We start from the raw sequence: 20,248 nt of genomic DNA on the forward strand, positions 1-20,248 counted from the left end.
TCTTGTAAAACAGGAGGGATACGAAATGGCAGGTAGAACGGTAAAGAAAGATGATAAGACAAAAACTTGGTATTTTGTTTTGACACATGGAAAAAAAGAAGACGGTAAACCTAGACAATTTAAAAAACGTGGATTTAAAACAAAGCAGGAGGCTCTTAAAGCGCTTCATGAACTTGAACATTCATTAATGACAGGAACATATATTGCTCCGACAAAGATGCTTTATGGAGAATACTTATTAAATCAGTGGCTTGAAGATAAGCAAACTAAAGTAAAGAAACAAACGCTACAAACATATAGATGGCTTGTAGAAAAGCATATTATACCTGCAATAGGTAATATGGAACTTACTCAACTCACACCAATGGCAATTCAAAAGCTGTATAACCAACTAACTAAAGGGAAAGTATTATCTGATGAAAATATACAAAAAATACATACATTAATAAATGACTCTTTAAAAAAAGCAGAGCGTTGGGGACTCATTTCTAAAAATCCAGCTTCTTTAGTTGATAGACCCAAAGCGGAGAAGAAAGAAATAAAAGTTTGGGATGTAAAAGAAGTGCAAACTTTTTTAAAGCATGCTCAAAGCCATAGCAGATACTATATTGCTTTTTTGTTAGCGTTGACAACAGGAATGAGGCAGGGGGAGATATTAGGACTTCGCTGGAGAGATGTTGATTTTGAAACAGGCTGTATACGAATTACACAAACTTTAAGTAGTGATGGAAAAGAAATCTTGCCGTATACCAAAACGAAGTCAGGATCAAGGACAGTAGATTTGCCAGAGGAAACTATTATTCAATTAAAAAAGCATCAGAAGCTAATAGAATCAGAAAAGTTAGGGGCAGGATCAGAAGTCTACAATAACTGGGATCTAGTTGTATGCACTGAGCTAGGTACACCAACCAATAAAAGTAATATTCGGAGGAGCTTCAATTCTATAATCAAAAAAGCTAAAATTCCAAAGATTAGATTTCATGATATGCGTCATACTCACGCGACACTGCTGCTGTTACAAGGAGTAAATCCTAAGATTGTATCAGAACGTTTGGGTCATGCTGATGTAAGAATTACACTTGATACATATAGCCATTTACTGCCGAGCATGCAGAAAGATACGGCGATCAAATTTGGCAAAATGCTGTTTGGTGAGGATGATAAGTATTATGTAGAAATTAATTTAGATTAAATTGGCCCAATTTCTCTTAGAAGAGATGAGTTTTTGGTACTCATTTTTTCATATTAAACAAAGTTATTTTATTCTTATCTATGGAGAATTGTTAGACGCTAAAGTAAAGGTAATTATTACTAAGGAAAATAGAACAAAGATATGACCAAATTATGAGCGATGGGGCAATTTTAAAGAAATAATTATTTGGGGTAGCTGTTAGAGAAAAAGAAGAACCTTAATTTTTCAAGGTTCTTCTTTTTTTATACAGTAAAGAAGGCTTGTAAGACTTGTGCGCTATCAAAGTAGAATTTTAATATCACTCATAATATTAAATAACATCGATATGGTGAAATGTATTAGTTCTTACATCTAATTTTTGGTTAAAATCTACTGCATAGGAATTAAGGGTATAGTTATTATCGAATTTTTAGTGATATTACTAAGTCACTTTTCATGGTAATAAAAACATCTTCATATTTAAAAGCAGCGACATTTATAGACATTTTTTGATAAAATATAATTGACATGTATAAGTCATTTATCCTATGTCTTTGTGAAGACAATGGGACTATATAAAAAAGAGGAGACATATAGAATGATTAATTTCCAAGATAAAGTAAGTTTCATTTGGTCAATCGCAGAGGTTTTGCGTGGACCGTATAAACCAGAGGATTACGGAAAGGTAATTTTACCTTTAGCCGTGTTACGTCGCTTTGATTGCGTATTAGATAGTACAAAAGATGAAGTACTAGCAAACTTTGAAAAGTTTAAGGCGATGAATGAAGATGCTCGTGAGCCGATTTTAAATCGTATCGCACAACAAAACTTCCATAACGTAAGCAACTATAATTTCACAAAATTACTAAGTGATGCAGATAACATCGCTGATAACTTACGTGATTATATCAACGGTTTTTCAAAAACAGCTCGTGATATTATGGAGCACTTTGACTTTGACCGTCAAATCGATAAATTAGATAATAACAATCTTTTATACTTAACGATTAAACGCTTTAGTGAGCTTGATTTACATCCAGAAGTCGTTTCCAATGTAGAAATGGGTTATATTTTCGAAGAATTAATTCGTCGTTTCTCAGAGCATGCAGAAGCAGGGGATCACTACACACCTCGTGAAGTTGTACGCTTAATGGTTAGTCTATTATTCATGCATGACGATGACATGTTAACAAAAACTGGTTTAACACAAACATTATACGACTGTGCTGCTGGAACAGGTGGAATGGGTTCCGTTGCACAAGAGTATTTAAAAGAGCTGAATCCTACCGCTGACCTTGAATTTTTCGCTCAAGAGATTAACGATGAATCGTATGCGATTTGTAAAGCTGACATTTTAATAAAAGGTGCAGATGCGAAAAACATTCGTTTAGGGAATACCCTATCAAACGATCAGTTCAAAGGAGAGAAGTTTGACTATCTGATTTCAAACCCTCCGTATGGCGTGGACTGGAAATCATACGAAAAGCCAATTAAAGCTGAGCATGAAGAGCAAGGATATAACGGACGTTTCGGTCCTGGTACACCTCGTACAAGTGATGGGCAGCTATTATTCTTACTTCATTTAATTTCAAAAATGAAGCCAGTAACAGCGGAAAATCCACAAGGTTCCAGGCTCGCAATTATTATGAATGGATCGCCGTTATTTACAGGGGATGCAGGTTCAGGTGAAAGCGAAATTCGTCGGTACATGCTTGAAAATGATTTAGTAGAAGGTATTGTCGCAATGCCAAATGATTTATTCTATAACACGGGCATCGCAACATATATTTGGATTTTAACAAACAATAAAGCGACAATTCGTAAAGGGAAAGTACAGCTTGTGAATGCTGTAGACTTCTCGAAAAAGATGAAGAAAAGCATGGGTAATAAGCGTAATGAAATTGCACAAGAGCAGATTGATGAAATCGTTCGCTTATATGGTGACTTTAAAGAAGGTGAGTACGTCAAAACCTTTGATAATGAAGACTTTGGTTACCGTAAAATCACAGTCGAACGTCCATTACGTTTAAACGTCCTTATTTCTGAAGAACGAATTCAGCGGTGTGTAGAGCAAAAAGCATTTCAAAACCTTGCGACGTCAAAGAAAAAAGGTGATAACGGACTTGCTGAAATAGAAGCTGGAAAGGCTATACAAGCAAAAATCATAGAAGTGTTACGTAGTTTAGAAAGTGACCAATTATTTAAAAATCGTGACGAGTTTACGAAATTATTAAAAGATGCCTTTAAAAAGGCAGACGTAACAATTGGTGCACCAGTGTTAAAAGCGATTTTAACAGGCCTTTCTGAAAAGGATGAAACAGCGGATATTTGTATGAAGAATAAAACAGACGCTGAGCCAGATACAGACTTACGTGATACAGAAAATGTACCATTAAAAGAAGACATCTATGAATACTTCAAACGTGAAGTAACACCTCATGTCCCAGATGCATGGATTGATGGATCTAAAACAAAAGTAGGCTATGAAATCCCATTTACACGCCAATTCTATAAATATACAGCGCTTCGTAGTTCAACGGAAATTATGGCGGAAATTAAAGCGCTGGAAGCGAGTATTTTAGAGAAGTTGAAGAAGGTGATGGGATGATGGGATATCCTCAATATAAGAAAACAAGTTTAGAATGGTTGGAAGATATTCCTTCTGAATGGGAATATGGAGGGTTAACTAAGTATCTAGATAGTATTGTGGATTATCGAGGTAAGACTCCTGAGAAAGTTGAAGAAGGTATTTTTTTAGTTACAGCCAAGAATATAAAGCATGGTAAAATCAATTATTGGCTTTCTCAAGAATTTGTAAAATTAGAAGAATATGAAGAGGTTATGAGAAGAGGTTTACCTGAAATAGGAGATGTTCTTTTTACAACTGAGGCACCCTTAGGTGAAGTAGCGAATGTAGATAGAATTGATATTGCATTAGCTCAGCGGATAATCAAGTTTCGAGGAATAGAGAATGTATTAGATAACTATTACCTTAAATATTGGATTCAATCGCACGGATTTCAGTCGCATTTGAGAACATTTGCTACAGGATCTACTGCTGCGGGTATTAAAGCGAGTAAATTGTCAAGTTTACAGATTTTACTTCCTTCGTATTCTGAACAAAAACAAATTGTTATATTTTTAGACAACAAAGTTCAGGAAATTGATAATTTAATAGCTCAAAAAGAACAAATGATTAGTCTTTTTGAAGAAAAACGCCAATCAATGATTACAGAAGCTGTAACAAAGGGGTTAAATCCAAATGTAAAAATGAAAAATTCAGGTGTAGAGTGGATTGGTGAGATACCAGAGCATTGGGATATCAAAAAAATGAAGTATTTAACTCAAAGTAAGTTAATGTATGGTGCAAACGAGTCGGCAGAGTTAGATGATCGTACCTTACCACGTTATATTCGAATAACTGATATAGACCAGCACGGAAAATTAAAAGATGATACATTTAAGTCTTTGTCGAAAGAGGTTGCTGACCAATATCCAGTAATTAAAGGGGATATTTTATTTGCTAGAAGTGGCGCTACTGTAGGGAAATCTTATTATCATGGCTCTAAGGAGATAGCAAGTTTTGCAGGATATTTGATAAGATTAAGGGTTCGTAAAGAGTATAATTCTAAGTATTTATACTATTATACACAATCAAGCATTTATAAAGAGTGGATTCAATCTATTTTAATTCAGGCGACTATTCAAAATGTAAGTGCTGAAAAGTATGCTAACTTAGAGATTCCTATACCAGCTTTAAGTGAGATGAATCAAACTGTTGAGCATATTGAAGAAATCGATACTAATATTTATTCATTTATTTCATTAGTAACAGAGCAAATCCAAAAATTAAAAGAATACCGCCAATCCTTAATCTACGAGGTCGTGACGGGGAAGATTGATGTGCGGGATTTTGAAGTAGAATCGTAATGAGGTGATGGTATGGCGATTGATGCAACGGAAAAAGGATTTGAGACGAATATTGAAGATTCATTCATAGCGAACGGGTATACGAAACGTACGTTTGAAGGGGAAGCAAGTCGTCTATTTAAGCAATATGCGCTTGATGTTGAGCAGCTTTTTGCATTTTTAGAAGATACACAAGAAAAAGCACTTCGAGCGTTAGAGAAATCGTATGGTTCAGAGTATAAGCAAAAGGTGCTAAATCGCATTTGTGACCAACTGAAAAAGCAAGGATTGATCTATTGTTTACGCCACGGAATTAAAGACCGTGGTGTAACATTGAAGCTTATTTACAACAAGCCGCCAACTACGATGAATCAGTTAATGAATGATCTGTATCAAAAAAATAGATTCACAGTAAGTCGCCAAGTATATTATAGCGATAAGCATAATAATAGTTTAGATATGGTGGTATTTGTAAATGGTTTACCACTTGTTGTGATGGAGCTGAAAAATCCATTGACAGGCCAAACAGTTGAGCATGCGATGAAGCAGTTGAAAATGGATCGAGATCCAAAAGAGCAATTGTTTACATTCAATGAGCGTGTCGTTGTGTATTTTGCTGTTGATCCAGATGAAGTATTTATGACAACAGAGCTAAAAAGGGAAAAAACATATTTCTTACCATTCAATAAAGGAAATAACGGTGGAAAAGGGAATCCAACTGTTTACAATAACTACCGCACGCATTATTTATGGGAAGAGATGTTAGTTCCTGATAGTTTGCTGGATATTTTATTCCGTTTTGTCTTTGTGAAGAAGGACGATATTTTGGATTCCAATGGTGAAACGATTGGTGAGCGTAAAATGTTGATTTTCCCACGTTTTCATCAATTAGATGTTGTGCGTAAGCTTGAGGAAGATGTACAAGCGAAATCAGTCGGTCAAAATTATCTTATTCAGCATAGTGCAGGGAGTGGGAAGACGAACTCTATTTCTTGGCTATCTCATCGTTTAGCAAAGCTGCATGATGAAGAGAATAATGCGGTGTTTAGTAGTGTTATAGTGATTACAGATCGTCGTGTTTTAGATAAGCAATTACAAGATGCGGTGTATCAGCTAGAGCATAAAGCTGGTATGGTTGAGCGTATTAATAAAGATTCGAATCAGCTCGCTCAGGCTATTACAGGTGAGACGCGCATTATTATTACAACACTGCAAAAGTTCCCGTTTATTATGGAGAAAGTATCGGATTTTGACCGTAAAAGGTATGCGGTAATTATCGATGAAGCGCATTCTTCACAAGGTGGGAAAGCTTCGACTGCATTAACGAATATTTTATCAGATAAAACATTGGAAGATGCTTATGAGGAAGACCGTATTGCAGAAGAAAATATGGACAACTTAGATGAACAAATCGTTGAAACGATTATGAAAAGTGGGAAGCAGGATAATATTTCATTCTTTGCCTTTACGGCAACACCAAAGCCGAAAACACTTGAAAAGTTTGGAACGATGGGAACAGATGGCAAACCGCATGCCTTCCATGAATATACGATGCGTCAAGCAATTGAAGAAGGCTTTATTTTAGATGTGTTAAGTAATTACACAACGTATAAGACATTTTATAAAATAGCGAAGCAGGTCGATGACGATCCATTAGTTTCGCAAAAACAAGCAACCAAAAAACTAGCTCAATATGTGTCCCTACACCCACATAATATTGCCCAAAAGACAGAAATCATCATTGAGCATTATCGTAACTTTACTCGTCATAAAATTGGTGGTCGTGCCAAGGCGATGGTTGTAACAGCAAGTCGTTTGCATGCGGTACGTTATAAAATCGCTTTTGACAGGTACATTGATAAAATGGGCTATGATGATTTGAAAACGGTTGTTGCCTTCTCTGGTATTGTCAAAGATGGTGAAATTCCTTATTCAGAGCCAGATATGAATGGATTTAGTGAAAAAGAATTACCTGATAAGTTCAATTCGGATGAGTATAAAGTGTTACTTGTGGCGGAAAAATATCAAACAGGTTTTGATGAGCCCTTGCTGCATACGATGTATGTGGATAAACCGCTTAGCGGAATTAAAGCGGTTCAAACGTTATCTCGCTTGAATCGTACTTGTCCAGGGAAAGAAGATACGTTTGTACTCGACTTTGTTAATGATACAGAAGATATTAAAGCTTCGTTCCAGCCTTATTATGAAACGACAGGTTTGGAGGAAGTGACGGATCCGAATATTTTATATGACTTACAAGCAGAACTAGAACCGTATCAAATTTTTACAGAGGAAGAAGTGCAAGCTGTAAATGAGCTGGAGATAAAAGGTGGATTCAAAAAGTCAACGAAGGCACAAACGGAACTTAATGCATGGATTGATAAAGGTGTGGAACGCTTTAAGCAATTAAATGAGGAAGAAAAAGAAGCGTTTAAAGCATCGGTAACGAAGTTCGTACGTACATATGCATTTATTTTACAAATTGCGATGTTCATTGATGTTGATTTGCACAAGCTTTATATTTATTTAAACTATCTATTACGTAAGCTGCCGCGCAGTAGTAAAGATAAAGACGTATATATGGCAGATGATGTTGCACTTCAATACTATCGCAATCAGAAGGTATTTGAAGGCAGCATCGAACTAGAGAAAACGGGTGGCGTAGATTTAAAGCCAACTTCACATGGTACAGGTGGTGCAGTGGAAGATGAGAAGGTTCGGTTATCATCTATTTTAGAGAAGTTAAATGAGCGCTTTGGTACAGAGTTTACGAAAACTGATTTTCTTTCACGGGACCAAGTAAAAGAAGACATGTTAAACAGTGAAGACATTCAACAAAAAGCGAAAAACAATACAAAAGACAATTTCAAGTTCGCTTTCGAAAAATCATTCATGGACTTCGTAATTGATCGTATGGGTAGTAACGAAAAATTCTTTATGAAGATTTTAGAGAATGAGGAATTCAAAAACTTTATTATGGAAGATATGATGAATGAAGTGTATGCGGAAGTGAATGGGTAAAAAAGCAACCGTTGACCAAAAGAGAGTTATTGACCAAATCTTGACCAAGAAGCAAAGAATTTACCTTTCAAGAAGAGACAAAAGTTTGCTACATAAAGAAAACCCCTTGACTACCAAGGGGTTTTTCGTATGATCCCGACTGGGTTCGAACCAGCGACCTCCACCCTGTCAAGGTGGCGCTCTCCCTGCTGAGCTACGGGATCATGATGAAAAAGTTTCTTTTTGATATATCTGATAATTCTGTTAGGTTGATTATACAAAATTAAGTGTCACCTTACAATAGTTTTTAACTACAATATTAAAAATGGAATTTGATAGAATACCACGCCTATATTTTATTGAAGGCACATTTTCATGTAGTTTAATAGTAAATAAGCGAATGATTTACTCATAAAGTTGAAGGGATTTTTCGCCTTTTATCAGATTGAGTAGTAGCTTTATCCTATAATGTGATTTGAAATTGATATAATTTAAAATAGGGGATAATTTGAAGGGGGGTGTCACTTTGTTTAGAAGGAGTGGAAAATGGACTGTTTTTGTCATGGGTGGGCTTGTTTTAAGTGGATTGATATTTGGTAGCATTATGTTTTTTACTAAAACAGATAAGGCGGAAATGAAAGCTGGGGAAACTGAGCAAATCGAAGAGGTAGATAAATCAAAAGATATTGGAATGAAGATAAGAGAAATGCATAGTGATTTAAATTCGATTACAGGTTGGGAAAGACATGAGAATTTTGAGAAAACGGATGCTCCAGCTTGGGAAGAGAATGAATCGGGATTCAAGTTAATTGATACCACTTTAATAGAAGCTGCTTCATTGTCTAAAGGCAATTTAAAGGAAGATTTAGAACGAGCTAGAATATTGCTTCGTATTTCAATTCAAAATCATGATACCACAGCTTTAGTATATGTTCACCGTATTTTACACGATCTTGATACCGTACAGAACAGATTGCAATCGAGAGATGTGTTTAACAGTGCGAAAGCTGGTGCTGGTGATGGTGATGCTAGTGCGATACCTGCATATGATGATTATATTAAGCAACATAGCAAGTAAATATAAAATTTATATTTGTTTTGGTAGGATCTTCTTTTTACAATTTCGTGGAAATAGGGTATAACAGAAATAGAAAATAGATTTATAAATACATTATAGATTAAAGAGGTATATACAAATGGTAAGAAAATCTTTCAAGATGCGTGTGCCCAGAAATAGAACGATTTCAATCAATGGTGCGATTCTTGATGTTGATGTCTCTCATGATGAGTTTTTAGATGAGTTTATTGAATGGATAGATTCAAAAGGGTGGTCTTTTATGGGAATGACCGATGAGATTACAGAAGAGGAAGCCGGGAATAATTTAATAGATTTATTGGCCGATGAGAAGGATAAGAAAGAATGAGTCCTTCTTATTTTTATTCGTATGATTATGTCTTTCTATGTAAAATTATGATATAGTGAACAATGGTAATTGAGTTTCCATTTTAATACCAATTTCATGTCGGATTGGTAGAATTAGTATATAAGGCAAAAGAAAATAGAAGAGGGAGAGTCATATGGTAAATTGCAAGAAAATTATGGTTTTTATGGTGGTGATGTGTGTCTTCTTTTTAACACCTATGACATTGTACGCCGAAACTGGTACTGGGGCGGTGCCGACACCGACACCTACACCGACACCTGGTCCGGGTCCGAATGTATTTGGTCAATTTGCAGTTTCAATTGATGCGAAAACAGGAGATGTTTTGTACGACAAAAATGCATATCAACGTGCATTTCCGGCAAGTATGACGAAAGTGTTGACGGCTATTTTATTAATGGAGCATGCGAAGCCAGAGGATCAATTTACGTTTTCACAACTTGCATTAGATCAGGAAAAGAGTAATTATCAACTTGAATTTCAAGTAGGTGAAACAATCGATCGTAATACAGCGCTAACAGTTTTAATGGTATTAAGTGCAAATGATGTTGCGTATGCGATTGGTGAACGGATTGGCGGAAGCATAGAAAACTTTTCGAAGATGATGAATGAGAAAGCGAAGCAGTTAGGGGCAAAGGATAGTCATTTTATAACGCCGAATGGCTTACATGATCCGAATCATTATACGACGGCATATGATATGGCAATGATCACAAGAGGGGTTCAGCAATATCCTGAAATTTTACAAGCTATGAATACGAAACGGACAACGGTTACTACGTCTAGACAAACGGTTTCTATTTTTAATAAAGCGAATTATTTTGAAAATCCATATAGTATTGGCGGAAAAACAGGTTTTACAAATGAAGCTCGCAATACGCTTGTATTATTAAATGAGAAAGATGGTAACCGTATTGTTAATGTTGTGATGGCATCACAAAAACCAGAAATTTACGAAGATATGCGTCAAATTGCGGATCATTCCTTTTCGCAATTTGCGAAGCAAATGGTGATAGATAAAAATAATTGGCATCAGAAGGCAACGTATTTAGATAAAGACATAGATTGTGAACTAGAACAAAGTGCGGAGTTTATGTTAAAGAAAGATGAAGGAAAAAATGTTAAAACTGTTTTTCGAACTACTCCTATTGAGAAAAGCACATTGTATCAAAATGGAATTCACCGTGGTGAAGTAGTTGGAACAGTTGATGTTACAAAAAATAATCAAACAATAGGCAGTATTAATGTTCTTTCTAAAGAAGATGTTACATTTGCAATGCCGAAAACAAATATAAAACCAACTGAACCTACGTATCCTTTTGGATGGATGATAGGTATTGGAGCTGGAATTATTAGTTTAATGATAATCGGTTTATATGTGGTAAGACGGGCTAAAAAGAAAGCGGCTTCAGAAGTGAAATAGGCAATGATCAATTGCCTATTTTTTATTGTGTTTTTTGTTCGTTCATTATAGTATTAATTTAAGTTCTCTGTTAAGAACGGCTTAGGATATCCTAGTTTTTACGTACATATACATAATAAAGAGGAGGAGATACGGGTGAAACTAGTTTGGAAGATTATTAGTAACGTCATCTCATTTGTTTTATTTGCGTTGATGGTTTGCTTGGCGTTTGTTGTTATTTCATCCAAAGCAAGCGGCGGGGATCCGACTGTAATGGGATATCAATTTAAAACGGTACTATCTGGATCAATGGAACCAACATTTTTAACAGGATCAATTATTGCGATTGAACCAACGAAAGATGGATCTAAATATAAAAAAGGTGATGTAATTACTTTTAAAGAAGATGAGAAAAAAATTGTAACTCACCGTATTATTGGTGTGAAAAACGCAAATGGGAAAGTCATGTATGAAACAAAGGGTGACAATAATAATGGGCCAGATTTAAAACCAGTCTTAGCGGAAAATGTTATTGGAAAATATGCAGATATTACAGTTCCATATGTAGGATACTTGTTAAGTTATGCGAGTTCAAAAGCAGGAGCTGCCTTACTATTAATTATTCCAGGTGTATGTTTACTCATGTATTCTGTTATTACTATTTTCAGTGCAATTCGCAGCATTGATAATGAAAAGAAAAATAAATCTACAGATGTTGGACAATCCGTGTAATTCCGTTATTTTCTCTATTATAGAGATTATAAATATATAGATGTCATTGGGGGATATGGACATGACCTTAAAGAAAAAAATAGGAATGGGAATTACATCGGCAATTATGGGAGCTACCTTAATTGGAGTAGGAACATTTGCGTACTTTAGCGATAAAGAAGTCTCAAATAATACCTTTGCAGCTGGTACACTTGATTTAACTACAAATCCAACAGCAATTATTAATGTTAATAATCTTAAGCCTGGTGATACAATCGTACGTGATTTTGAATTGGTAAACAGCGGAACATTAGATATTGAAAAAGTCTTATTAAACTCGGAATATATTGTGAAAGATGCGAAAGGTGATAATACTGAAGATTTTGGTAATCATATTAAGGTAACCATCTTAAAGAATACCGATAAAGGTCATAATATTATAAAGGAAAAGAAACTATCTGAATTAGTTGGGAAACCATTAATAATAGTGAATAATGATGCACTTGCTGAAAAATTAGATGAAAAAGGTATTAAAGCTGGGAACAAAGACAAGTTTAAAGTGAAATTTGAGTTTGTCGATAATAAGAAAAATCAAAATCAATTCCAAGAGGATACACTTGAATTGAAATGGACATTTGATGCACAGCAAACAGCTGGTATAGAGAAGTAATCATAGGAGCAGGCTATCAGATTGATAGCCTGCTCCTACTATAGGTATTATTTTTGAACTAGTATACAAAAGTTATATATAACAAAAACAGGAAAATTTTCTATGATTTTCGGATTCTATTATTTATAATGAAAGTATGTTCTTTATAAAGAATCAGATACGAGTAATGGGAGAGGTTGGAATGCTAAAATCATCAAAAAAATTAAAAACGATGCTTATGTTTCCTTGTATGTGTTCAATAGTCTTCTATATGGGATCACAAGTAGTTACGTATACGGAGGCTGCTTTTGTAAATGAGACAAAAATACATTCTACTGTTTCAACTGCAATTGTATTTCCAAAAACGATTGATACTTTGGTGAAAAAAGCAGAGCAGCATGAGAGTTTGATTTTAAAGGTAGATGAAGGAATGAATAAGGAAATACACGCTGATTCTATAGAAATACTTGAACCAAAAGTGAAAGAGTTGAGAGAACAGCTTGAACAAGTAAAAGTCGAACGTGAAACGTTGCAACACATATATGCAGAAATAGAAGATTATTATAACCAATCAATAGAAAATGTAAAAGTAAATAATAGCGACTCAAGTAAGGAAGTACTTCAATATGTACAAGTTGGTTTTACGAAAGTAAAAAGTATGAAGGATAATGTTGATAAGAAAATATCGGTACCAAAAATAGAAGAATTTATTCTAACTCTGCAAAAGAAAATTGAGGATGAAAAAGTGAAACAGGTTCCTAACACGCCTGAAAAAGTAGAGCAAGAACAAGTTATACCTCCTTCTGAGCAAAAAGAGTTAAAGAAACAAGAAGAAATAAAGCAACCATTAAAACCTAAACAAGAGCAGATCAATCAAATCGAGCAAACGGAAGAAACCAATCGAGTATTACAACAACCTGAGGAGAAGAAAGAAGAAGTACCGCAACAAGATTCAGACACTGTACATGAAAATCACTAATTTTTTGGTTATACCTTCTAGAAATATAGAGGTTAACATAAAAATGTAATTCAAGAAAAATGCGGAAGGAGGCAACAGGAACAGTAGGATTAACTTTATGTACAATATGAATTCGTAGACAATAAACAAGATGAAAGTGAATTCCAAGGTAATCAACTTCAGCTGAAATGGACTTTTGAAGCAGACAGAACAGAAGGGTCATAAAAATAATCGAATTGATAAAAAAAAGGTAGGTTTCTCCTGCCTTTTTCCATAGCAATTCGTGTTATATGAGGGATGCAGATGAATAAGAAGTGGATATTTATTATGAGTATATGTCTAATTTTAGTATTATTCATTGGTATTACAAAAAATATTGACCAAGTCTATGCGGAGGAGCGGCGAGAAATAGATATAAGCCTTGAACCAAAAGAAGTACTTTTTCATGTTTCGAATATGAAGCCAGGAGATTGGGCAAATCGAAGTATACGTATTAGTAATGATGGGACAAAGAAATTATCATATAGTATAAAGAGTGAGGTTTCGGAAGGGTCTACAAAACTGTATGAAGCTCTTAAGGTCACTGTAAAAGAGAAGCAAGAGGTGTTATACGAGGGGAGTCTAAAAGAACTTCAAAGTATGGAAAATCGTACATTAGTAGCTGATAGAACTGACGAGCTTATCTATACGATACATGTTCCGAAAGAATTAGGAAATGAGTATCAAGGGTTACAAACAATAGTGAAGTTCATTTTCTATGCGGAAGGACCAGAGGGAAATGGTGTAGGTACAGAAAATGAAACGGGAAGCAATCAAGCACAACCACCTACTAATAGTAACTGGCAGCTGCCGCGTACAGGCGTACAACAAAGCAGTATGGTCTTAATAGGTATTGGCTTAGTAGGGTGTGCGTTTTATTTTTATAAAAGATATATGCAAATGAAGTATGGGAAAAATTAAGTTTTGTAGATAACAAAATTAATATTATTTTATAGTTGCAATTATACCCCTATGTTCTTTATAATGAACTTATGGTAGCTTTTTAAAGAACAAGAGAATTCAAGGGGTATTGTACATACATTGGATATAGAAAGATAACAGTCATTCTATTAGTTATACCTCTTATCCTTATCCTTAAGAGATAACAATAAAAAATAGCTAGGGGGAATTTAAAGTGAGTTTAAAGAAAAAATTAGGTATGGGAATCGCTTCTGCAGCATTAGGATTATCTTTAATCGGTGGAGGAACATTTGCTTACTTTAGTGACAAAGAAGTATCGAACAATACATTTGCAGCTGGTACGTTAGACCTTACTTTGGACCCTAAAACAATTGTAGATATCAAAGACCTTAAACCAGGGGATACTGTTAAAAAAGAGTTCTTATTAAAGAACAGTGGTACATTAGCAATTAAAGATGTTAAATTAGCAACGAAATATGCAGTTGTAGATGCAAAAGGCGATAACGCTGGTGAAGATTTCGGTAAACATATTAAAGTAAAATTCCTTTGGAACTGGGATAAGCAAAGTGAGCCTGTATATGAAACAACTTTAGCGGATTTACAGAACGTAGATCCAGATGTTTTAGCAAAAGATATCTTTGCTCCAGAGTGGGCTGAAAAAGGCGGCTTAGAAGCTGGAACAGAAGACTACCTATGGGTACAATTTGAGTTTGTAGATAATGGTCAAGATCAAAATAAATTCCAAGGCGATGCATTAAACTTAGAATGGACATTCAATGCAAATCAAACAGAAGGCGAAGAGAAATAATAAATAACACCAAAAAAGCGGGGATTCCCCGCTTTTTTTCGCTTTTTTTATAAATAAAAAAAGAGTGCTCCCCAGTTTGCACTCCTTCGCGTATATGTTACTTCTGGTTTTTCTTCCATTTTGTAAACTCTAAAAATTCCCGGAATTGCTCTTTTGAGACACCGGAATTCATAGCTTCTTTGACGAGGTGTGTCCATTCCGAATCCAGTTGGTTTTCGGATGATGTTTCGTCATGAAGGAGTGTGTCCATTGGTACTTGCAGAACATTTGCGATTTTTTCAAGAAATTGAATGGAAGGGTTCTTTTGCAAATTACGTTCAATGGAACTAATATAAGACTTTGCCACACCTGCTTTTTCAGCAAGTTCTGTTAAAGAAATCCCTCTTTGCAACCGAAGGCGTTTTATACGTTCTCCTATCATCTTTGCGCACCTTTCTGTAAGTATGTAGTCGGCTTATGATGTCATTATTATAACACAAATTTCGTTAAAAAGAACGTTTCTACTACTCTGCTAGTTTCTGGTAGATTGGTTCATACGTTGGAAAAAGTGTTCGATATCTTGAATAGCGATCCCCGCATCTAAAGCTTCAAGCATTAAATCAATCCAATCCTGATCTAGCGTATCTGCCATTTCTTTGTACAAAGTGTATTCCTCCCTAATGTGTAATGAAGCAAAAAATAAACAATCTTTTAAGTACATTATAATATTTCGAAAAGTTAATTTGGTGAAAATAATGTTAATTTATTGTATATTTTGCAGGTGAAATTAATAAAAAGCTACTACTTTGTTATTCTATAAAGAAATTGTAATAGTTTTATCAAAAATTATCAATATCTTCAGAAATAACTGATATATTGAGAAATTTCTGTATGAAAAATATATGATTTTTACAAAAATATTACGAAAATTACAAAATAGAACAAAATTAAACAAAATATTGAAAAATTACTGAATTTTTATTATTATCTTAATATTGGTACATATTTTATTGGGGGAGGAAAATAGGGATGAAAAAGAAACCATTTAAAGTGTTATCGACACTTGCTGTAGCAGCTGTTCTTGGTTGCTCATTTGGAGCTGGTAGTCAATCTGTTTATGCAGAAACACCTGGAAAAGCAGCAGCTACAAGCCCAATTGATGATCATCTAATTCCAGAAGAGCGTTTAGCTGATGCTCTTAAAAAACGTGGAGTAATTGATTCATCCGCTTCTAAAGAAGAGACAAAGAAAGCTGTCGAAAAGTATGTAGAGAAAAAGAAGGGTGACAAACCTGGAAAAGAAGCAGCAACTGGGGATACTGTTACAAAAGAAGCATCTGATTTCCTGAAGAAAGTTAAAGATGCTAAGGCAGATACAAAAGAAAAGTTAGAAAATCCAGCAAATGGAAATGGTGCAGGGACAGGTCCAGTTAGAGGTACATTAAATGGTAAAGTACCAACGGCTCCTGCAAAAGCAAAAGAGTATAATGGGGAAGTTCGTAAGGATAAAGTACTTGTTTTGCTTGTAGAGTATGCTGATTTCAAACATAATAATATCGATAAAGAGCCTGGTTATATGTATTCTAGTGACTTTAACCAACAACATTATCAAAAAATGTTATTTGGTGACGAACCATTTAAATTAGAAGATGGGACAAGCATTGAAACATTTAAGAAATATTATGAGGAACAATCTGGCGGTAGTTATACAGTAGATGGAACAGTTACGAAATGGTTAACAGTTCCAGGTAAAGCAGCTGATTACGGTGCAGATGCTGGAGATGGTCATGATAATAAAGGACCATTAGGACCTCGTGACCTGATCAAAGATGCATTAAAAGCAGCGGTAGATAGCGGACTTGATTTATCAGAATTTGATCAATTTGATCAATATGATGTAAATGAAGACGGCAATAAAAATCAGCCAGATGGTTTGATTGACCACTTAATGGTTATCCACGCTGGTGTTGGACAAGAAGCTGGCGGCGGTAAATTAGGTGACGATGCAATTTGGTCACACCGCTGGACAGTTGGTCCAAAGCCATTCCAAATTGAGGGAACAAAAGCGAAAGTACCGTACTGGGGCGGTAAAATGGCAGCATTTGACTACACAATTGAACCAGAAGATGGAGCAGTTGGTGTATTCGCACATGAATACGGTCATGATTTAGGTCTTCCAGATGAATATGATACAAAATATTCTGGCGGGGGCGAGCCAATTCAATCATGGTCTATTATGAGTGGCGGTAGCTGGGCAGGTAACATTGCTGGAACAACACCAACAAGTTTTTCTCCGCAAAACAAAGAGTTCTTCCAAAAAACAATTGGTGGAAACTGGGCGAATATTGTGGAATTAGATTATGATAAGTTAAACCGAGGAATTGGTTATGCAACATACTTAGATCAAAGTGTAACAAAAACGGATCGACCAGGCATGATTCGTGTTAATTTACCAGATAAAGATGTAAAAGGAATTGAGCCAGCATTTGGTAAGAAGTACTACTATAGTACAAAAGGTGATGATCTTCATACTACGTTAGAAACACCTTTATTTGATTTAACAAATGCAACAACTGCAAAGTTTGATTACAAATCATTATATGAAATCGAAACAGACTATGATTTCTTAGAAGTACATGCAGTAGCAGAAGATGGATCGAAAACATTAATCGATACAATTGGTAATAAAAATGTAAAAGGTGGAGCAGATACAACTCTTGGAAAATGGGTAGACAAATCTTATGATTTAAGCCAATTTAAAGGTAAGAAAGTGAAGCTTGTATTTGAATATGTTACTGATGGTGGTTTAGCATTAAATGGATTTACCCTTGATAATGCAAAATTAACAGTAGATGGTAATGTTGCATTCTCTGATGACGCAGAAGGCGATACTCAGTTTAAGTTAAATGGTTTTGTTGTTTCAAACGGAATTGAGAAGAAGGGCCATAACTATTATGTAGAGTGGAGAAACTACGCTGGTGCTGATGAAGCGTTAAAATATGCTCGCGGTCCAGTATATAACACAGGTATGGTTGTATGGTATGCAGATTCTAGCTATACAGATAACTGGGTTGGCGTGCATCCAGGATACGGATTCCTTGGTGTAGTTGACTCTCATTCTGAAGCAATTGCAGGAACTTTAAATGGTAAGCCAACATTTAAAGATAGCACACGTTATCAAATTGCTGATGCAGCGTTCTCTTTCGATCAAACACCAGCATGGAAAGTTGTATCACCAACTCGTGGAACATTTGAATACAATGGACTACCAGGTGTTGCAAAATTCGATGATTCTAAAGCTTATATTAATCAACAAATTCCAGATGCAGGACGCATCTTACCAAAACTTGGCCTGAAATTTGAAGTAGTTGGCCAATCGGATGATAAATCTGCAGGTGCAGTTCGCTTATACCGTTAATTATGAAGAAGCTGTTGAAAGTTTTCCTTTCAACAGCTTTTTTCATGAGTAAATATATTTTAAATGAAATACAAACTCATATATAATGATACTTTAAGAAGTGTTTTTTAGGTGGCAGAGAGGCTACGGTCAAGCATAGAAGCGGTCAGTTCCTCTTTTAGCTCCATGCGAAGTGAAAACAGAGAGAGAAAATGAGTGTAGGTCACATGTTGAACAATCAAAATGAATGTATATAAACATAGAGGGAGGGATAGTAGATGGATATCACTTCTATTGTGAACGAGCAAAAGTCATATTTTTATAAAGGTCGCACAAGAAATATAGAAGAAAGAAAGAAACATTTACAAAAGTTATATGAAGGGATTCAACGTTTTGAGTCTGATATTTTTCAAGCGTTAAAATTGGATTTAAATAAATCAGATCATGAATCATTTACGACAGAGGTTGGATACGTATTAAAGGAGATTTCCTTTTTAATGAAACGTCTTTCTTCATGGAGTAAGCCAAAGCGCGTGCGTACAGCACTTACACACGCTGGTTCGAAGGGGAGAGTCGTTCCAGAGCCCTACGGTGTTACCCTTGTAATGGCTCCGTGGAATTATCCATTTCAACTTGCAATTGCACCCCTTGTAGGAGCCTTAGCAGCTGGCAACACGGTTGTATTAAAGCCGTCAGAATTGACACCTAATGTTTCTAGTCTTCTTGCAAATATGTTACAAGAGTTATTTCCAGCTGAACTTGTTACGGTTGTTGAAGGCGGTATTGAAGAGAGTACAGCACTGTTAAAAGAGCCGTTTGATTATATTTTCTTTACTGGTAGTGTAGGGGTTGGCAAGATTGTTATGGAAGCGGCAGCGAAAAGCTTGACACCTCTTACGTTAGAGCTTGGTGGGAAAAGCCCATGTATTGTGCATAATGATGCAAAATTAGAAATAGCAGCAAGGCGTATTGTTTGGGGGAAATTTTTGAATGCGGGACAAACATGTGTTGCGCCGGATTACATATATGTTCATTCTTCTATAAAAGAACAACTTATTGAAGCACTGCGAATGGAAATTAAAAATCAATATGGAGAAAAACCTCTACAAAATGAAAATTACGTTCGGATTGTCAGTAAACGTCATTTTGAAAGGCTATGTTCTTTTTTACAAGAGGGCAGTGTTGAAATTGGCGGAAAATACAATGAAGAAACTCTACATATAGAGCCAAGTGTTGTAACGAATATTACGTGGCAGGATTCTATTATGGAGGATGAAATTTTTGGTCCAATTTTGCCGATTATGGAGTATGAAAATATAGAAGATATCATTGGAAAAATTCAACGACAACCTAAATCATTAGCTTTATATGTATTTTCAGAGAGTAAAGAAATTCAAAAACAAATTACGCGTAATATTTCATATGGCGGTGGGTGTATAAATGACGTTGTGTATCACCTTGCTACGCCATATTTACCCTTTGGTGGCGTTGGAAGCAGTGGATTAGGAAGTTATCATGGGGAGCAAAGTTTTCGAACATTTTCGCACTATAAAAGCATTTTGTCTCAATCTACAGTATTTGATATGAAAATTCGTTACTCTTCTACAAAAAGTGCTTTAAAATTTATACGAAAGTTGTTAAAATGATGATGGTGTTTATCAGTAGGCGTAGCCGTATGATAAAAACCCCTTCTCGCTTGAAGGGGTTTTTCTGTTCGACATGTGTATCATGCGAAAATGAATCAAACATACTACATAAAGAATAGAAGAGGACGCTGTTAAATAATTATTTTTGTTTGGATCGAAACAAAAAAATCTATAAAAAACTAATATTTATTCATGAATATAAAAATTAAAAATTTGA

16 protein-coding genes, 1 tRNA gene and 1 pseudogene are annotated in these 20,248 nt (G+C 35.2%); 15 read left to right on the forward strand and 3 right to left on the reverse strand.

All coding sequences use genetic code 11. From position 1 onward, the window contains the following. Nucleotides 1-25: 25 nt before the first annotated feature. The 4 genes from BLV40_RS13220 to BLV40_RS13235 all read left to right on the forward strand — a co-directional run bounded on the left by BLV40_RS13220 (nt 26) and on the right by BLV40_RS13235 (nt 8,101). Complete coding sequence (locus BLV40_RS13220; RefSeq protein ID WP_090690797.1) at nt 26-1,192, forward strand: site-specific integrase; 1,167 nt, start codon at nt 26-28, stop codon at nt 1,190-1,192. Nucleotides 1,193-1,769: 577 nt separating this feature from the next. Further along, nucleotides 1,770-3,779 (forward strand): type I restriction-modification system subunit M, encoded by a 2,010-nt coding sequence (locus tag BLV40_RS13225; protein WP_090690799.1) that lies wholly within the window; start codon nt 1,770-1,772, stop codon nt 3,777-3,779. Further along, complete coding sequence (locus BLV40_RS13230; protein ID WP_090690803.1) at nt 3,776-5,101, forward strand: restriction endonuclease subunit S; 1,326 nt, start codon at nt 3,776-3,778, stop codon at nt 5,099-5,101. The genes BLV40_RS13225 and BLV40_RS13230 overlap by 4 nt, the downstream gene beginning before the upstream one ends. Nucleotides 5,102-5,113: 12 nt before the next feature. Beyond that, nucleotides 5,114-8,101 (forward strand): type I restriction endonuclease subunit R, encoded by a 2,988-nt coding sequence (locus BLV40_RS13235; RefSeq protein ID WP_090690809.1) that lies wholly within the window; start codon nt 5,114-5,116, stop codon nt 8,099-8,101. 130 nt (nt 8,102-8,231) lie between these two features. Here the strand turns inward: BLV40_RS13235 and BLV40_RS13240 are convergent. Continuing rightward, nucleotides 8,232-8,304: transfer RNA gene (locus tag BLV40_RS13240), tRNA-Val, on the reverse strand. Between the two features lie 302 nt (nt 8,305-8,606). Between BLV40_RS13240 and BLV40_RS13245 the strand changes: the two genes are divergently transcribed. From BLV40_RS13245 to calY, 9 genes and pseudogenes are all read left to right on the forward strand, one after another. Next, nucleotides 8,607-9,158, forward strand: a complete 552-nt coding sequence (locus BLV40_RS13245) for a hypothetical protein (protein WP_090690812.1) — start codon at nt 8,607-8,609, stop codon at nt 9,156-9,158. 118 nt (nt 9,159-9,276) lie between these two features. Then, nucleotides 9,277-9,504: a hypothetical protein gene (locus BLV40_RS13250; protein WP_026591414.1), complete on the forward strand. Its 228-nt coding sequence runs from the start codon at nt 9,277-9,279 to the stop codon at nt 9,502-9,504. A gap of 154 nt (nt 9,505-9,658) precedes the next feature. Beyond that, nucleotides 9,659-10,945, forward strand: coding sequence for a D-alanyl-D-alanine carboxypeptidase family protein (locus BLV40_RS13255; RefSeq protein ID WP_090690814.1), 1,287 nt, complete (start codon nt 9,659-9,661; stop codon nt 10,943-10,945). 135 nt (nt 10,946-11,080) lie between these two features. Next, nucleotides 11,081-11,656, forward strand: a complete 576-nt coding sequence (locus BLV40_RS13260) for a signal peptidase I SipW (protein ID WP_026591412.1) — start codon at nt 11,081-11,083, stop codon at nt 11,654-11,656. Between the two features lie 61 nt (nt 11,657-11,717). Continuing rightward, a complete protein-coding gene (locus BLV40_RS13265) occupies nt 11,718-12,305 on the forward strand; it encodes a TasA family protein (RefSeq protein WP_026591411.1) in 588 nt (195 codons plus the stop codon). 181 nt (nt 12,306-12,486) lie between these two features. Next, complete coding sequence (locus tag BLV40_RS13270) at nt 12,487-13,263, forward strand: DUF4047 domain-containing protein (protein ID WP_090690817.1); 777 nt, start codon at nt 12,487-12,489, stop codon at nt 13,261-13,263. A 99-nt stretch (nt 13,264-13,362) separates the two neighbouring features. Continuing rightward, nucleotides 13,363-13,467, forward strand: a pseudogene (locus BLV40_RS13275) (TasA family protein); the annotation flags it as partial. A 78-nt stretch (nt 13,468-13,545) separates the two neighbouring features. Further along, nucleotides 13,546-14,202, forward strand: coding sequence for a TasA family protein (locus BLV40_RS13280; RefSeq protein ID WP_090690820.1), 657 nt, complete (start codon nt 13,546-13,548; stop codon nt 14,200-14,202). Nucleotides 14,203-14,416: 214 nt separating this feature from the next. Next, nucleotides 14,417-15,010 carry a biofilm matrix protein CalY gene (gene calY, locus BLV40_RS13285; protein ID WP_026591409.1) on the forward strand — a complete coding sequence of 198 codons (594 nt, stop codon included), beginning with the start codon at nt 14,417-14,419 and terminating at the stop codon, nt 15,008-15,010. 97 nt (nt 15,011-15,107) lie between these two features. Here the strand turns inward: calY and BLV40_RS13290 are convergent, their stop codons facing one another. Together BLV40_RS13290 and BLV40_RS13295 are read right to left on the reverse strand one after the other, a co-directional pair. Continuing rightward, complete coding sequence (locus BLV40_RS13290; protein WP_026591408.1) at nt 15,108-15,431, reverse strand: helix-turn-helix domain-containing protein; 324 nt, start codon at nt 15,429-15,431, stop codon at nt 15,108-15,110. A gap of 90 nt (nt 15,432-15,521) precedes the next feature. Continuing rightward, a complete protein-coding gene (locus tag BLV40_RS13295; protein ID WP_026591407.1) occupies nt 15,522-15,653 on the reverse strand; it encodes an anti-repressor SinI family protein in 132 nt (43 codons plus the stop codon). Nucleotides 15,654-16,018: 365 nt separating this feature from the next. On the opposite strand from BLV40_RS13295, the gene BLV40_RS13300 reads away from it, so the two are divergent. After that, the gene (locus BLV40_RS13300; RefSeq protein ID WP_090690822.1) at nt 16,019-18,406 is read left to right on the forward strand and encodes an immune inhibitor A domain-containing protein; all 2,388 of its coding nucleotides are present in this window, start codon (nt 16,019-16,021) and stop codon (nt 18,404-18,406) included. Between the two features lie 257 nt (nt 18,407-18,663). Then, entirely contained in the window at nt 18,664-20,031 is a 1,368-nt protein-coding gene (locus BLV40_RS13305) for an aldehyde dehydrogenase (RefSeq protein ID WP_090690826.1), read from the forward strand. Nucleotides 20,032-20,248 lie beyond the last annotated feature (217 nt).

The organism is Bacillus sp. 166amftsu (assembly GCF_900107445.1).
GTDB classification, from domain to species: domain Bacteria; phylum Bacillota; class Bacilli; order Bacillales; family Bacillaceae_G; genus Bacillus_A; species Bacillus_A arachidis.

Excerpts from the sequence above, each read along its gene's own strand:
- BLV40_RS13220 (WP_090690797.1), top strand. The coding sequence starts at position 26 with ATGGCAGGTAGAACGGTAAAGAAAGATGATAAGACAAAAACTTGGTAT.
- BLV40_RS13225 (WP_090690799.1), top strand. The coding sequence starts at position 1,770 with ATGATTAATTTCCAAGATAAAGTAAGTTTCATTTGGTCAATCGCAGAG.
- BLV40_RS13230 (WP_090690803.1), top strand. The coding sequence starts at position 3,776 with ATGATGGGATATCCTCAATATAAGAAAACAAGTTTAGAATGGTTGGAA.
- BLV40_RS13235 (WP_090690809.1), top strand. The coding sequence starts at position 5,114 with ATGGCGATTGATGCAACGGAAAAAGGATTTGAGACGAATATTGAAGAT.
- BLV40_RS13250 (WP_026591414.1), top strand. The coding sequence starts at position 9,277 with ATGGTAAGAAAATCTTTCAAGATGCGTGTGCCCAGAAATAGAACGATT.
- BLV40_RS13255 (WP_090690814.1), top strand. The coding sequence starts at position 9,659 with ATGGTAAATTGCAAGAAAATTATGGTTTTTATGGTGGTGATGTGTGTC.
- BLV40_RS13265 (WP_026591411.1), top strand. The coding sequence starts at position 11,718 with ATGACCTTAAAGAAAAAAATAGGAATGGGAATTACATCGGCAATTATG.
- BLV40_RS13270 (WP_090690817.1), top strand. The coding sequence starts at position 12,487 with ATGCTAAAATCATCAAAAAAATTAAAAACGATGCTTATGTTTCCTTGT.
- BLV40_RS13280 (WP_090690820.1), top strand. The coding sequence starts at position 13,546 with ATGAATAAGAAGTGGATATTTATTATGAGTATATGTCTAATTTTAGTA.
- BLV40_RS13290 (WP_026591408.1), bottom strand. The coding sequence starts at position 15,431 with ATGATAGGAGAACGTATAAAACGCCTTCGGTTGCAAAGAGGGATTTCT.
- BLV40_RS13300 (WP_090690822.1), top strand. The coding sequence starts at position 16,019 with ATGAAAAAGAAACCATTTAAAGTGTTATCGACACTTGCTGTAGCAGCT.
- BLV40_RS13305 (WP_090690826.1), top strand. The coding sequence starts at position 18,664 with ATGGATATCACTTCTATTGTGAACGAGCAAAAGTCATATTTTTATAAA.